Annotated in this window: 12 protein-coding genes and 1 other RNA gene; 9 read left to right on the top strand and 4 right to left on the bottom strand. The window is 42.0% G+C overall.

What is annotated here, in order from left to right:
• Positions 1 to 8: 8 nt before the first annotated feature.
• On the bottom strand, positions 9 to 1277 hold the full coding sequence (locus AC1PJ9_RS00815) for an exonuclease SbcCD subunit D (protein WP_311086462.1): 1269 nt from the start codon (positions 1275 to 1277) through the stop codon (positions 9 to 11).
• Between the two features lie 164 nt (positions 1278 to 1441).
• Here AC1PJ9_RS00815 and AC1PJ9_RS00810 point away from each other — a divergent pair, with 164 nt between their 5' ends.
• Positions 1442 to 1915, top strand: a complete 474-nt coding sequence (locus AC1PJ9_RS00810) for an OsmC family protein (protein ID WP_311086461.1) — start codon at positions 1442 to 1444, stop codon at positions 1913 to 1915.
• Positions 1916 to 1989: 74 nt separating this feature from the next.
• Here the strand turns inward: AC1PJ9_RS00810 and AC1PJ9_RS00805 are convergent, their stop codons facing one another.
• Complete coding sequence (locus AC1PJ9_RS00805) at positions 1990 to 2367, bottom strand: VOC family protein (RefSeq protein WP_077165701.1); 378 nt, start codon at positions 2365 to 2367, stop codon at positions 1990 to 1992.
• A gap of 374 nt (positions 2368 to 2741) precedes the next feature.
• On the opposite strand from AC1PJ9_RS00805, the gene AC1PJ9_RS00800 reads away from it, so the two are divergent.
• Both AC1PJ9_RS00800 and AC1PJ9_RS00795 read left to right on the top strand, forming a co-directional pair.
• Entirely contained in the window at positions 2742 to 3194 is a 453-nt protein-coding gene (locus AC1PJ9_RS00800; protein WP_191106893.1) for an ABZJ_00895 family protein, read from the top strand.
• A gap of 83 nt (positions 3195 to 3277) precedes the next feature.
• Positions 3278 to 4183, top strand: a complete 906-nt coding sequence (locus tag AC1PJ9_RS00795; RefSeq protein ID WP_311086460.1) for a TIGR01777 family oxidoreductase — start codon at positions 3278 to 3280, stop codon at positions 4181 to 4183.
• On the opposite strand, the gene AC1PJ9_RS00790 is transcribed toward AC1PJ9_RS00795, so the two are convergent.
• Positions 4175 to 5290: an NAD(P)/FAD-dependent oxidoreductase gene (locus AC1PJ9_RS00790; protein WP_311086459.1), complete on the bottom strand. Its 1116-nt coding sequence runs from the start codon at positions 5288 to 5290 to the stop codon at positions 4175 to 4177. The two genes, AC1PJ9_RS00795 and AC1PJ9_RS00790, sit on opposite strands and share 9 nt — an antisense overlap.
• A 25-nt stretch (positions 5291 to 5315) precedes the next feature.
• Complete coding sequence (gene hemB, locus AC1PJ9_RS00785) at positions 5316 to 6329, bottom strand: porphobilinogen synthase (protein WP_004748084.1); 1014 nt, start codon at positions 6327 to 6329, stop codon at positions 5316 to 5318.
• Positions 6330 to 6471: 142 nt separating this feature from the next.
• Between hemB and AC1PJ9_RS00780 the strand changes: the two genes are divergently transcribed.
• From AC1PJ9_RS00780 to AC1PJ9_RS00755, 6 genes are all read left to right on the top strand, one after another.
• Complete coding sequence (locus tag AC1PJ9_RS00780; protein WP_004703260.1) at positions 6472 to 6969, top strand: thioesterase family protein; 498 nt, start codon at positions 6472 to 6474, stop codon at positions 6967 to 6969.
• Between the two features lie 267 nt (positions 6970 to 7236).
• Complete coding sequence (locus AC1PJ9_RS00775) at positions 7237 to 8388, top strand: EmrA/EmrK family multidrug efflux transporter periplasmic adaptor subunit (protein ID WP_004710210.1); 1152 nt, start codon at positions 7237 to 7239, stop codon at positions 8386 to 8388.
• 6 nt (positions 8389 to 8394) lie between these two features.
• Positions 8395 to 9918: a DHA2 family efflux MFS transporter permease subunit gene (locus AC1PJ9_RS00770; RefSeq protein WP_032010880.1), complete on the top strand. Its 1524-nt coding sequence runs from the start codon at positions 8395 to 8397 to the stop codon at positions 9916 to 9918.
• Between the two features lie 303 nt (positions 9919 to 10221).
• Positions 10222 to 12207: a gamma-glutamyltransferase gene (gene ggt / locus AC1PJ9_RS00765; protein ID WP_311086458.1), complete on the top strand. Its 1986-nt coding sequence runs from the start codon at positions 10222 to 10224 to the stop codon at positions 12205 to 12207.
• Positions 12208 to 12371: 164 nt separating this feature from the next.
• Positions 12372 to 12731, top strand: a transfer-messenger RNA (tmRNA) gene (ssrA, locus tag AC1PJ9_RS00760).
• A gap of 175 nt (positions 12732 to 12906) precedes the next feature.
• The gene (locus AC1PJ9_RS00755) at positions 12907 to 14286 is read left to right on the top strand and encodes a tyrosine-type recombinase/integrase (RefSeq protein WP_311086457.1); all 1380 of its coding nucleotides are present in this window, start codon (positions 12907 to 12909) and stop codon (positions 14284 to 14286) included.
• The last annotated feature ends 235 nt before the right edge of the window (positions 14287 to 14521 follow it).

Here is a 14521-nt window from a genome sequence, read left to right as displayed (position 1 = left end):
ACATATCCTTAGGGGGTTGCATCATTTTCAAGATTTTTTTGTGCTTCTTGTACCAGACTTAGAAAATCTTTTAAGACCGCAGCATCGGCGCTGTAACCTTGTTTTTCCCAGATAGTTTGAAAGAGTTTTTCTGGTGTTGGCGGTTCAAGAGCGATTTGCTGAGTGGTATTTGAATCGGTGGTGTCTTTATTCACATATTGACGTGAAATACGCACTAAGCGGTAGCGGTCAGGCGGTAGAGCCGCTTCAAACTGCTGACGTAAATTAGGTTGTGGCGGCGTTAAACTATAATATTCAATATCGACATATTCACGGTGGTCAATATTCTCAATCACGCCGTTTGGCAGCGCTTTGAGTTGTTGCAGCACTTCGTTTAATTCACCACGAATGCGGTGCAATTGTATGCAACGTGGAATTTCTACAGCTTCAAATTGCAAACGGTTGTCTGTCTCTTGAGTCGGGTCGATTTTGACCTCAACCACTTGATGCTTATAGTTAATTTCACTAAAAGACAGTGGAATAGGCGAACCACTATAACGAATGTGCGGCTGGCCTACTTTTTGTGGTTTATGTAGATGCCCTAAAGCGACATAGTCGACAGCATCTTCAAATAAAGTCGTTGAAAGTGCCTCTTCATTACCAATAATAATTGGGCGTTCAGAGTCAGATGTTTCTCCACCTTGCATGTGGGCATGCGACATCAAAATCAGGGCTTGGTCTGGTGTCTTACGACGTTTGGCTTCGGCAATGAGTTGCTGGTGCAAATAGGCAATCGCATTTTTGCTATTGGTGGTATGCTCGTTAAAGCCCGTAATTTCGGCTGAACGTAAAAAAGGCAGGGCAAGGCACCACGCCACAATATCCTGATTTTGATTATAAATAGGCAAAAGTAGTCGATCGAGATCTAGGGTTTTATCTTCATTCCAGCGAACCACGCCCACGGTTTTTGCATTGTATTTTTCTAGAAGCGGTTCGACCTGTTCAATACGGTAGCCTGAGTCATGGTTACCCGCAATCATGAGCGTTTGCATGTGCGGTGCAATGCGATGTGCATCTGCTAAAAATTGGTAGAGCTGTTTTTGTGCTTGAGAGCCCGGGTTAATGACATCAAAAATATCACCAGCAATGAGCAGGGCATGCGGTTGTTTTTCTTGTATTTGAGTGAGTAACCAGCTTAAAAATTGTTGGTGTTCGTAGTGGCGTGAATGATTATAAAAAAACTGCCCCAAATGCCAGTCAGAAGTATGTAGAAAATGTACGGACATAGAAACAGACATCAAGCCAAAATAAACACAGATACGTTAGCATAAATTGGCAGGAGATTTTATCAAGACATTTTAAAGTGCTCGTTATTTAAGCCTGCCGTAAAACCTGAATTAAATTGTTCACTTTAAACGCTGCTTTGTTACTATCAGGTCAAACCAAGAACTTTGAGAACAAAATGACTATTCATAAATATGAAGTAAAAATACAGTGGGAAGGCAATACGGGCAAAGGCACTTCATCTTATCGTTCATATAAACGAGATTTTAGTATTCAGCATCCGCAAAAGGCTACCATTCAAGGTTCATCAGACCCAGCCTATTTAGGTGATGTGACCAGATGGAACCCAGAGGATTTATTGGTTGCATCAGCTTCAGCTTGTCATAAGCTTTGGTATTTGCACCTATGTGCAGTCAATCATATTCACGTTGTGAGTTATATCGACAAAGCAGTTGGCTTTATGGAAGATGCAGATCCCGTTAAACGCGGTCACTTTACCCACATTATTTTAAGGCCCGAAGTTGTTTTGGAAAAAGGTGCTGACCAAGAGCTTGCTGCAAAACTGCATGAAGAAGCACATCATGAATGTATGATTGCCAATTCGGTAAATTTCCCAATTACATGTGAAGCGAGTTTTAGGTTTGCTGAATAATTAATATGAAATAGCCACCGATAAAAAGGCGGTGGCTATACATTAAAAATAAATAGAGTTATTAGATAAAATCTTTAAGCTGCATTTTCATCGGCTTGAAAAATACCAAAAACGTTGTGGTCTAAATCGACAAAGTAGCCATGCCAAGCGCGACCGGGAATGGCGAATTTATCCATTGCGACAATACCGCCTTGGGCTAAAATTTTTGCAGCAACTTCATCGAAGTTTTCCACATGAACTGAACAGGTAAATGCATTGGTGCCATATTCCATTGGAGGCGTTTGAGCGGGACGTTTTAAAAGGCCGCCCATAATTGAAGGGGTTTCGATACGGTAGTATTCAATTGGTAAGTTTGGATCTAATTCAAATTGCCAGCCGAACACAGCTTGGTAAAACTGCGCGTCGCGAGCAGGGTTTGAAGACTGGATTTCAAAATAGGCAATATTGTTCATATTATTTAAAACATATTTTTATGGTGTAAAAAGTATACGCATGGCTTTCATGGCTATGAAATAACGATTGTGTATGTTGAGCGTAAAATGAAAGTGCTAGAAAATAAAAACCGACGATTCGAGTGATGAGAGAATCGTCGGTCAAAGACTTCATCAAGGGTTTGGCTGCTAACAAAACCTAATCTGAAGGAAGAAAGAGTCGTAATGAAAGGTCACCGAAACAAATTTGCGGATGCCGTGCAAAGGAAGTATTCGGTTGCTGCGACCTTGTTACTCTATATAACGTCAAGAGATTCGGATTGGTTGACAGAAAAATGAAAAAAAATCGAAAAAAATTTATAATTATTTTTTGAACCCATAAATTAGGCAAAAATATGACCAAATTACGTTCTTACTTTCTCTGGTTTTTTGCTATATGCATCATACTTACCTTAATTGTAGGCGTTGTTGCAGCACTATTGCCAGCGAGTGTAGGTGGTATTTTAACAGCCGTTCCATATTTAGGCGCAATGATTTTTGTCCTGTTTAAATTTTTAAAGAAAGAACGCCGTGCTCCGACTGTACAAGAAAAAAAGAAATTTACTTTAGGGTTTACCCTTATATTTTGGGGCTATAACTTATGCGGTGTTTTATTTGGTCTATTTTTATTTTCAAGACAAGACCCTGAAATTTTGCAAAACTTTATGCTTTACCTCAAGCAGCCTCAGTTCTTAAGTATTATGGTCATTATGATTTTAATGTTGGCTATTCCACTTTATTTAATTACCTACTGGTTTTATGGTAAACAGGCACAGCGCATGGCTGACAAAATGTTGAATGTGCAATAGATCACTACAAAAACAGCTACGATTAAATATAAATGAGTTTTATATAATGGAATAAAACAGTTGTCCTCAGCTTAGGAGGAAATATGAATAAGAATGTATTAATCACGGGTGCTAGTGGTTTTATCGGAACGCACTTAATTAAGTTCCTACTACAAAAAAATTATAATGTGATTGCTGTAACACGGCAGGCTGGGAAGACATCTGACCATCCTGCCTTACAGTGGGTACAAAAGTTTGAAGATATTACGACCCGTCAAATTGACTATGTGGTGAATTTGGCTGGTGCAAATATTGGCGAGAAACGCTGGACCGAGTCACGTAAAAAACAACTCATCGAAAGCCGTGTCAATACGACCCGAAAATTGTATGCATGGCTCAAACAATCTGAAATTTTTCCTGAAGCAATTGTTTCTGGCTCGGCCATTGGCTACTATGGTATAGACGATCAAGAAAAGTGGGCAGAGGCGTGCACCGAACAAAGCCCGTCACAACCTATTTTTATGTCTCAGCTTTGCCAAGAATGGGAACAAGCAGCTTTAGCAGACGCTCAGCAAAACACTAAAATTATTCGCTTAGGCGTGGTGTTTGGGCAGGGCGGTGGCATTTTGCCTAAAATGTTATTTCCGATTCGACTCAATTTAGTGGGGCAAATTGGTCATGGGCGTCAGCCTGTGGTTTGGGTACATATTGAAGATGTGTTAAATGCCATCGAGTTTATATTTAAGCATCCTCAATCTACTCAAATTCATAATGTGGTGGCACCAGAAAACGTGACTCAAAAGGTATTTGTTGAACAAGCAGCAGAGGTTTTAAATAAGAAACCAATGTTGTCAGCACCAAGCACGGTTTTTCGCTATTTGTTAGGGGAACAGTCGCAATTGATTTTAAATGGCCAATACGTTAAACCTGCCGCCTTACAAGCAGAAGGATTTGAGTTTGCTTATCCCAAATTAAAAGCAGCTTTAGAAAATATACTCGGCTCAGACTAAGATTTTATTTTGCAAACGCTCTGGAGAATATGCTTTGGCATCAACTAATGTCGGTTGATCCAGCATAAGCTGACGGAGCAATTGCGCAGAGCCTGCGCCCATACAGAGACCATTTCTAAAATGACCAAAGTTTGCCCAGAGGTTATCCATTTCAGGCATTTTGCCAATATAGGGAACGCCATTTGGTGAGCTTGGTCTAAGGCCTGCCCAGCGCTGTACGATCGGGAAATCGGCCAGTTCAGGCACCATTTCTAAACATGCTTCTAAAATATTGTGCTGAGTCGTTTCGTCGGTAGAAGTGTCAAAGCCACGATGTGCCATGCTAGACCCACAGACAATATGCCCGTCCATACGTGGAATCAAATACATGACTCGATTCATACACATGGTCGGTAGCCAGTGAGCAGGGGTTTTAAATAACAGCATTTGACCTTGAACAGGTTCGACTGGAATGTCGAGTTGTAATTGTGAGTTCCAGTAATGGCTCCAAGCGCCCGAAGTTATTACAAAATGATCTGCTGTGTGTTTGCGACCATCTTCGGTTTGTAGCGCCTGTATCACATCACCTTGTTGAATTAGTTTTTTGACAGCAGCGTGTTCAAAAAACTCAACATTTGGATGTTGTTTTAAATAACTAATCAGAGACTGTAATACTCGTGGATTGCGAATATTAGATAGTTCAGGAAAATAAATGGCTTCTTGAAACTGATCAGAGATGTGCGGATTGACTTGTTCTAGCGCATCTCTTTGTAAATATTCACAGCGCTGCATCGGTTCTTGATGCTGCTTGGCGTAAGAAAGTCCAACGTCAAAATCTTCTTCATCAAAAATCAGCATGCCTGTGTCATGTATTTCAAAATCAATCCCTGTAACAGGGTAGAGCTTTTGGTTCCATGCTTGATAAGAGGCTTTGCCAAATTGAGCAAGTTGGTTCACTGCATGCACATAACGCCACGGGTACATCGGAGAAAGAATACCTCCTCCAGCCCAAGAGGCTGCTTGTCCCGCTTGTTGTTGATCAAAAATGCTGACTTTACAGCCTTGTTCAACCAACTCCAGCGCAGACATTAATCCACTTATGCCCGCGCCAATAATTGCAATATGCATGCAGTGTTATCCTTTCTCTGCGAACTTAGTTCATTTCCTTGAGTTTTTCAGCAGCGGTTTCTGCAAAGTAAGTCCAGATTCCGTCTGCACCAGCGCGGCGGCAGCACATGAGTGATTCTAAAATCACTGAATCTGATAACCAGCCATTTTGAATTGCGCCCGCTAACATGGCGTATTCACCACTTACTTGATAAATGAAGGTTGGAACACCAAAGGTATCTTTCACTTCACGTACCACATCCAGATATGGCATGCCCGGTTTTACAATCACCATGTCGGCGCCTTCTTGAATATCAAGCGCGATTTCATGTAACGCTTCGGCACGGTTGGCAAAGTCCATCTGGTAGTTATATTTATTACCACCTTTTAGGTTGGATGCAGAGCCAACAGCATCACGGAATGGGCCATAAAAGCTAGACGCATATTTCGCAGAGTAGGCCATGATGTTGGTATAGATGTGACCATTGGCTTCTAAAGCCTGACGAATCGCGCCAATACGGCCATCCATCATGTCACTTGGAGCAATCACTTCGGCACCTGCTTCTGCGTGACTTAAGGCTTGTTTAATTAAGCATTCTACAGTCTCGTCATTGAGCACATAGCCTGTTTCATCAATAATGCCGTCTTGACCATGCGTCGTGTATGGGTCGAGAGCACCATCAGTGATTAACACCATTTCTGGTAATTCTTTTTTAAGCAAACGGCAGGTAGTTTGTACTAAACCATCTTCACGCCATGCAGCTTCTGCGGTCAGGCTTTTATCTTCTTGAGGGGTGACTGGAAAAAGAGCCAGTTTTGATACGCCTAATTCTAGAAGTCTTTCAGCTTTTTTCAGTAACAAATCTGCCGACAAACGCTGAATGTTCGGCATACTTGGAATATCTTGGGTCTGATTTTGTCCCGGTAATACAAATACTGGATAAATCAAGTGATTGGTAGTGAGCTGTGTTTCGCTGACCATCGCACGCAACTGGTCATTTTTACGGATACGGCGCATGCGAGTAGCTGGAAATGCAGGACGATTGAACGTATAAGTCATAACAATCTCGATGTTCGGTATTACACTAGGATAGGTTGGCGGATATTCCATTACTGTCAACCGACTGCTGTATTGTAGCCCCATAATGCTGGATTTGTACAAAATTATGGGTGTTTATCATGCTTTTAAATTTAGGCAACGTATGAGTGATGAAAAGAAAAATTGGACTGGGAACATCCATTTAGGTGCAAAAACTGACCTGACTGTGGTGCTCAACCAATTATGTAAGGCGTTTAATAGCTCTCCTTTTTTTAAGCATAGTGGAATGATTATGCGTGTGGTAGATGGTCACATTGAAGGTTATATCGAGATGCAACCTAACCTGATTGGTAATCTGGCATTTCAGATTTTGCATGGCGGCGTTGCTGCAACTTTGCTCGACAGTATTGGTGGAATTGTAGCAATGGAACATCTCTATCGCCGTTCGACCCCAGAAACTTTAACCGAAACCATTAAGCAAGTATCGCGATTGGCAACTGTAGATATGCGTGTAGATTATTTAGCGCCGGGACGCGGTAAGTATTTTATTGCACGCGCGGAAGTGTTACGTTTAGGTCGTAAGGGCTGCACTATGCGTATGACGATGGTCAATGATGAAGATAAAGCCATCGCTGCGGGTATCGCTTCATATGCCTATTAGGCGATGAATTGAACGATTTAAAAGCGCCATGTGCGCTTTTTTTAATGCTTGAAAAGCTGGAATTTTCATAAAAATCTTGAGATAAACATTAATTTAATTAGAACGAACGCATGAGTTATATTTTTTTATTCTCATATCATGAGGTTTTAGCGTTAAAATTGACTGCTTTGACAATGCGATATGTCTTGTTCATAGAATAATAAAAACTCTATAACAAGGTGTAGTGCGAGATTGATGGCAAAGCCAACTCATCTTTAGGAACATACCATGACTGATGCACAAAGCAATGTACAAGAAACAGTGCCAACAACATCTGCCTCGGATGACAACAACCAAAACAAGCGCAAAAAATTTCTTGGTTTTTTTGCGCTGATTTTATTGATCGCCGCTATTTTATATGCAATTTGGGCATTATTTTTAAATCACTCAGTGAGTACGGATAATGCCTATGTCGGTGCAGAAACCGCGCAAATTACCTCAATGGTGAGTGGTCAGGTCGCTCAGGTTTTGGTAAATGATACTCAAACAGTACATCGGGGTGATGTGCTGGTTCGTATTGATGACCGTGATGCCAAAATTGCATTGGCACAAGCCGAGGCAGAACTTGCCAAAGCAAAACGCCAATACAAACAGACTGCGGCAAACAGTAGCTCATTAAACTCTCAAGTTGTGGTTCGTGCTGACGAAATTAACAGTGCTAAAGCACAGGTTGCTCAAGCACAGGCCGACTATGACAAAGCTGCTTTAGAGCTTAATCGCCGTGCGCAGCTTGCTGCTTCTGGTGCGGTATCTAAAGAAGAACTGACTAAAGCACAAAGTGCGGTTGAAACTGCTAAAGCAGGGCTAGAGCTTGCCAAAGCCGGCTTGGCACAAGCGACTTCTAGCCGTAAGGCAGCCGAAAGCACCTTAGCTGCTAACGAAGCCTTAATTCAGGGTGTAAGCGAAACCTCGACTCCGGATGTACAAGTTGCACAAGCACATGTGGAACAAGCTCAGCTTGACTTGGAACGTACGGTCATTCGTGCCCCAGTCGATGGTGTAATTACCCGTCGTAATATTCAGGTTGGTCAACGTGTGGCACCGGGTAGCAGTATGATGATGATTGTGCCGCTGAACGAGTTATATGTAGACGCTAACTTCAAAGAAAGTCAGTTGAAAAAAGTTCGCCCAGGTCAGCCAGTGACATTAACGTCAGATTTATATGGTGATGATGTTGAATACCACGGCAAAGTGGTGGGCTTCTCTGGTGGTACAGGCTCTGCCTTTGCCTTAATTCCGGCTCAAAATGCAACAGGTAACTGGATTAAAGTGGTTCAACGCTTACCAGTTCGTATTGCACTTGACCCGAAAGAACTTGCTGAACACCCATTGCGTGTTGGCTTGTCGATGGAAGCAAAAGTCGACTTATCTGCGAAGTAAACGCTTATGAAAACGCAAACACCTTTTGCCGAGTTAAGCGGTGGACGTTTACTACTGGCAGCGTTTGTTATTGCCTTGTCGAACTTTATGGTCGTACTTGATACGACCATTGCCAACGTTTCTGTACCGCACATTACCGGTAACCTTGCTGTTTCAAGTACACAAGGAACATGGGTCGTTACTTCATATGCAGTTGCAGAAGCGATTTGTGTACCTTTAACGGGCTGGCTGGCTGGCCGTTTTGGGACGGTACGGGTCTTTATTTTTGGTTTAATTGGCTTTACGGTCTTTTCTTTCCTATGCGGTTTGGCAACATCGTTAGAAATGTTGGTATTTTTCCGTATTGGACAAGGTCTTTGTGGTGGTCCACTTATGCCACTCAGCCAAACCTTGCTTATGCGTATTTTCCCTCAAGAAAAACATGCACAGGCGATGGGCCTATGGGCAATGACTACAGTCGTTGGACCAATTTTAGGTCCAATTTTGGGTGGTCTAATTAGTGACAACCTGTCTTGGCACTGGATCTTCTTTATTAACTTACCGGTTGGTATTGTCTGTGTATTAGCAGCAATGCGCTTGTTAAGAGTAGCTGAAACAGAAACCATTTCTTTAAGAATCGACACGGTCGGTTTAGGCCTGTTAATTCTCTGGATTGGTGCGTTACAGCTTATGCTCGACTTGGGGCATGAACGCGACTGGTTTAACAGTACGAGTATTGTCGTTTTAGGCTTAACTGCCGCTATTGGCTTTGTGGTGTTCCTGATATGGGAACTCACCGATAAACATCCCGTGGTAGATGTCAAAGTCTTTAGGCATAGGGGCTTTGCAATTTCGGTACTGGCCTTGTCGCTTGGCTTTGGCGCATTCTTTGGCAGTATTGTACTGATTCCGCAGTGGCTACAAATGAACCTTTCCTATACCGCCACGTGGGCTGGTTATTTAACCGCAACCATGGGTTTTGGTAGTTTGACCATGTCACCGATTGTGGCAAAACTTTCGACCAAACATGACCCACGCGCACTGGCGAGTTTCGGTTTAATTTTGCTGGGTATAGTGACCTTAATGCGGGCATTCTGGACCACAGATGCCGACTTTATGGCACTGGCTTGGCCGCAAATTTTGCAAGGTTTTGCAGTACCGTTCTTCTTTATTCCACTGTCAAACATTGCACTTGGTTCGGTACTCCAGCAAGAAATTGCATCTGCTGCGGGTCTCATGAACTTCTTAAGAACCATGGCAGGGGCGATTGGTGCTTCAATTGCTGTAACGGTATGGGACGACCATGCCAAAGTTGCCCGTAGTGAAATGGTATCAAACCTGAACCCAACCGAAGTACAAAATAACCTTCTGCAAAATGGTTTTACGACTGACTCGACCTTAGGAATTATTTCTAACCTTGTCGATAAAGAAGCCATTACCATGTCGGCAAACCATGTGTTTTTGTTATTTGCGATTGTGTTTGTCTTTGCGGGGCTGGTCATTTGGCTGTGTCCAAAACCCAAACAGGTCAGTGGTATGCCTTCTCACTAAACATCAAAAAGCATCTCTTCGGAGGTGCTTTTTTTAGGCCTGCTACAAAATGAGCGAGTTTATGAATAGCAGATTTTGCCTGTATTTAAAGAAATAAAACATGCCAGAGTTGAGCAAATCAGTTATAAAAGAGTGTGATATCAAGCGAGGAGGCATAACACAGGGCACAAAATAAACACCCTTAATCATTTAATATTATTAAAACTTTATTTTTATCAAAGATTAAAAAACTGAAGACCTGAAAACAAAGAAGCTTGCATGGCAATTGCATGGATAGGCAGGCGTATATATTGGAGTTATCACGTGAATAAAAGATATTCATTTTTGTTCAGTAGTTTATTAGCAGTCGGTTTATTACAAGGATGTGGAGATGACTCCTCGTCAGATCAGCCCAAGGATGATTCAAATACAACCCCGCCCAATTTAATTGTAGATAATGACCCGACCAGTTGTAGCAAACTGGCACAAGACGGTTCAAGCGTGGTGGTCGGTTCAAACCAAAATGGTGACCCCGCCGCGCCAGAGGGTGCATCGGGTTATAGACTCGGTAACACGGTTAAATACGCAGATAAATATATGGTGGTGGCAAACACGCCACTTGCAGTAAAAGCAGGTTGTGATGTTTTAAAAGCAGGCGGTAGCGCAGTCGATGCAGCCGTAGCGGTACAAGCGGTGCTGGGGTTAGTCGAGCCACAGTCGAGTACCATTGCTGGTAGTGGCTTTATGATGTATTACGACGCTAAAACCAAACAGGTCACTGCTTATGATGGCCGTGAAACCGCACCAGCAGCAGCCAACGAATTTTATTTAATTCGCCAAAATATATATGACCCAAATTCACCTCCGCCAGTACCAAGTGCGCGACGTAGTGGTCGCTCGATTGGTGTGCCGGGTGTGATGCGTTTACTTGAACAAGCCCAAAAAGAGCATGGCAAACTTAAATGGAACCAGCTTTTTGGTGAAGCGATTGGTTTGGCTGATAACGGTTTCCGCATACCGGGACGTTTGGCAGATGCAATTGCAAGTAATGCGAGCAACTTAGCACTCGATGCAAATGCAATGGCGACTTATTTCTACCCAGATGGATCACCACGCAAAGTCGGTGAGACCATGACCAATAAAGCCTATGCCAGAACACTTGAAGCACTTGCTTCACAAGGGGCAAATGCTCTCCACACTGGACCTATTGCACAAGCCATTGTGGCAAAAGCAGGGCAAACCGTAGGGGATGACCCAGCAAAAACTCCAATTACCCCAAGTTTGATGACCTTGCAGGATTTATCGAACTATCAGGTTAAAAAACGCGACCCAATTTGTACAACGTACCGTGACCGTTACTATGTATGTACCATGCCACCTCCATCTTCGGGAGGAATTGCGGTTGCGCAAACACTAGGTATTTTAGAAAACTTTGATATGTCGCTTTATCCACCTAAAAACCCTGAAAATGAAGGTGGTGTGCCAGATGTGATGGGCGTGCATTTAGTGTCTGAAGCAGAGCGTTTGGCCTACGCTGACCGCGATAAATATGTGGCAGATACTGACTTTGTTGCTTTACCAGCACAGGGTATTGCAAGCTTTATTGATAAAAATTACTTGAAACAACGAGCAGCATTGATTAACCCGAACCAAAGTATGGGCGTTGCGCCAGCGGGTAATTTCAACCCAGCTTCGGGAGTCGACACCACTGTTGAACACGGGACAACTCAGTTCACGATTGTAGATGCCTATGGCAATGTGGTTTCAATGACATCGACGGTTGAATCGAGCATGGGTTCATTCCACATGGTGGATGGGTTCTTGCTGTCGAACCAGTTAACAGACTTTAGTGCCAACCCGTTAGACAGCACGGGAGCACTGGTTGCCAACCGTGTGGAAGGTGGCAAACGCCCACGGAGTACCATGGCACCAACTTTAGTGTTTAAAGGCACCACGCCAGATGAGTTTTATATGGCAACAGGTTCACCAGGAGGCGGCACCATCATTCAATATGTGGTTAAAACTCTGGTCGGTGCGCTGGACTGGAACTTAAATGCACAGCAGGCCACTTCACTTGTTAACTTTGGTGCGACCAATAGTAAAAACACCAATGTAGATAGCTCGAATGTGCAGCTTTCTTTAGTTGACCTGATTGAAGGTTTAAAAGCAAAAGGGCATGGCATATCGAACACTGCACAAACCAGTGGTATTTCAACGATTATGAAAGTAAATATAAATAATCAAAGTAAATATGCAGGTGGAGTAGACCCACGCCGTGAAGGGATCGTGTTAGGCAATGGTGCTTTATAGAGCAAGCTTTTAAAAAAAAGCTGTCATTTTTGGCAGCTTTTTTTATAAGGGGCCTTGAAAAAAACAAAAGGCACTCAATTATGTAAGTATGTTCATCAGTGGCAGACTGTTGATAAAATGCACAGCATTTTATTTTAGTTATGCTATGATGTGCAGACATTCATGGGGATGTTATTGGCTTCGACGCCGGTGATGAAACTCATAGATGCATGCCGAGAGCGCATTTTCTCTCGTAAATAAAATTTGCATTTAAATAGTCGCAAACGACGAAACTTACGCTCTAGCTGCCTAAGGGCCGCTTGTCCGCTTCCTAGAATACTTGTGGTCTGGGAACCCGACCGTAGCGCACGCACACAAGTCCGTATAGAGTCAAGCCTCGGGGCTTTATACCAAACTTAGAGGATCGCACCTTGTACCCTGTTCGTCGGGTCACTTGGTGTTAAAACAATAGACGATATCTAAGCATGTAGTATTCTCGAGCGTAGTGCTGGCGGACGCGGGTTCAACTCCCGCCATCTCCACCAAATACTTAAATTTATATAACTCAATATGACGTTATATAAGACTAAAAGCCTTAACTATCAATAGTTAGGGCTTTTTTTATGCCGTTATATAAAGTTATATGCAGATAAATACAGTTTGTGTCCCTGTATCCTATATTGTATCCTTTGAGTTTGATTTGTTTAGGGATACAGGAAGTTGAAAAAATCAGAGATTAAACGTCGTCCTTTGTCTGATACTGTATTAGCTAGTCTTGAACCTGAATTAAAAGAATATCGAGAACCTGATGGGGCTGGTTTATATTTCCGTGTAAAACCTAATGGAAATAAATCATGGCAATTACGTTATAAAAATCCACAAACGGGAAAAGACTCACTTTTGGGCTTAGGAGGGTATCCAGCTGTCAGTGGTAAGTTAGCGAGGCAAAAGGCAGAAGATGCACGACAGCTAATTGCTAGTGGTATAGACCCTAAAGAATATAAAGAAGAGCAAAGACAAGCATCATTAAATAGCGACCAATATAGTTTTGAAAAATTAGCTATTGAGTATTGTGGTAGTAGAACATGGACTAAAGAAACAAGGGTCCGTAATGAGGGGGCATTGAAGAACCATATTTATCCAGTAATGGGTAACCGAGATTATAGAAAGATTACTAAAAAAGAATGGTTGAACCTTATCCTTGACATACAAAAAAAGCCTCATCCGAAAACAGGTAAACCAATTATTGAAATGGGAAATAGGATTCGTGGGCTGTGTAAAGATATTTATGATCTTGCAGAAGTGACAGAGCGAATTGATCATAATCCTCTATCAGGAATTGATAAATTTATTGATAAGCATAAAAAACAAAATATGCCACATGTCACAGTGGATGAATTACCTGAGCTATTACAGGCAATACGGAGCTTTCCAAGTCGACAGACTTCAATAGGTTTACAACTTTCTATTATGTTTGGATGTCGTCCCAGTGAAATGAGGAAAGCGGTTTGGAGTGAATTTAATTTTGATAACCAGCTTTGGGTGATACCAGCTCACCGAATGAAAAAAAGGATTGAGCATACTATCCCATTATCAGCTCAAGCATTAGAACTGCTGAAAGAGTTAAGACAATATAGTGGTAAAAGTCCTTATTTATTTCGTGGTCGTGATAGTGCAGATAAGCCTATTTCTAACAATACCTTTGGCAAGGCATTAAAGGAAATGGGATACAAGGGGAAACAAACCCCACATGGTTTTAGGCATATTTTGAGTACTGCTTTACGTGAACATGGTTTTCAGCGCGAATGGGTTGAAGCTGCATTAGCTCATAAAGTTGGTGGAGTAGAAGGTGTATATAATAAGGCTGTATATCTTGAACCAAGACGGATCATGATGCAGATATGGGCTGACTATTTAGATAACTTAGCTGAAGGCAAAGTTTCAAATCATACAATATTAGATTCAAACGATATGAGTATTAGATTAGGTGATCTGGCTGAAGAAATGAAATTAACCGATGAACAAAAAATGAAGCTAGAAGGAATCATTAGTTCTGAAAGTGAAAGTTGGAATTTTTCAAATAACAAGGACATTGCCTAGAAAAAATTAACTCATAGTAAGTCTTGAAAAGTGTTTTAAGGCAGTTATGAAGCGATTTAAGCGTGTTTGTAGTGTCTTTTGTGTAACCCTACATTGTTGAGGTTGAAGTATCTAAGATCGCATCTCAGTGAGTTTTATTGGGTGTTGGATTATAAGGTTTGCACAGTCATCTCATTAGTTATTTAATTTAAATTTTATATAATCTTACCGCACTAATCCGCCAAAAATTAAATTC

Source organism: Acinetobacter sp. 70_2, assembly GCF_056736115.1.
Note: the sequence above shows the minus strand (reverse complement) of the source record. Positions and strands in the feature narration are given on the sequence as shown.

Excerpts from the sequence above, each read along its gene's own strand:
- AC1PJ9_RS00815 (WP_311086462.1), bottom strand. The coding sequence starts at position 1,277 with ATGTCTGTTTCTATGTCCGTACATTTTCTACATACTTCTGACTGGCAT.
- AC1PJ9_RS00810 (WP_311086461.1), top strand. The coding sequence starts at position 1,442 with ATGACTATTCATAAATATGAAGTAAAAATACAGTGGGAAGGCAATACG.
- AC1PJ9_RS00805 (WP_077165701.1), bottom strand. The coding sequence starts at position 2,367 with ATGAACAATATTGCCTATTTTGAAATCCAGTCTTCAAACCCTGCTCGC.
- AC1PJ9_RS00800 (WP_191106893.1), top strand. The coding sequence starts at position 2,742 with ATGACCAAATTACGTTCTTACTTTCTCTGGTTTTTTGCTATATGCATC.
- AC1PJ9_RS00795 (WP_311086460.1), top strand. The coding sequence starts at position 3,278 with ATGAATAAGAATGTATTAATCACGGGTGCTAGTGGTTTTATCGGAACG.
- AC1PJ9_RS00790 (WP_311086459.1), bottom strand. The coding sequence starts at position 5,290 with ATGCATATTGCAATTATTGGCGCGGGCATAAGTGGATTAATGTCTGCG.
- hemB (WP_004748084.1), bottom strand. The coding sequence starts at position 6,329 with ATGACTTATACGTTCAATCGTCCTGCATTTCCAGCTACTCGCATGCGC.
- AC1PJ9_RS00780 (WP_004703260.1), top strand. The coding sequence starts at position 6,472 with ATGAGTGATGAAAAGAAAAATTGGACTGGGAACATCCATTTAGGTGCA.
- AC1PJ9_RS00775 (WP_004710210.1), top strand. The coding sequence starts at position 7,237 with ATGACTGATGCACAAAGCAATGTACAAGAAACAGTGCCAACAACATCT.
- AC1PJ9_RS00770 (WP_032010880.1), top strand. The coding sequence starts at position 8,395 with ATGAAAACGCAAACACCTTTTGCCGAGTTAAGCGGTGGACGTTTACTA.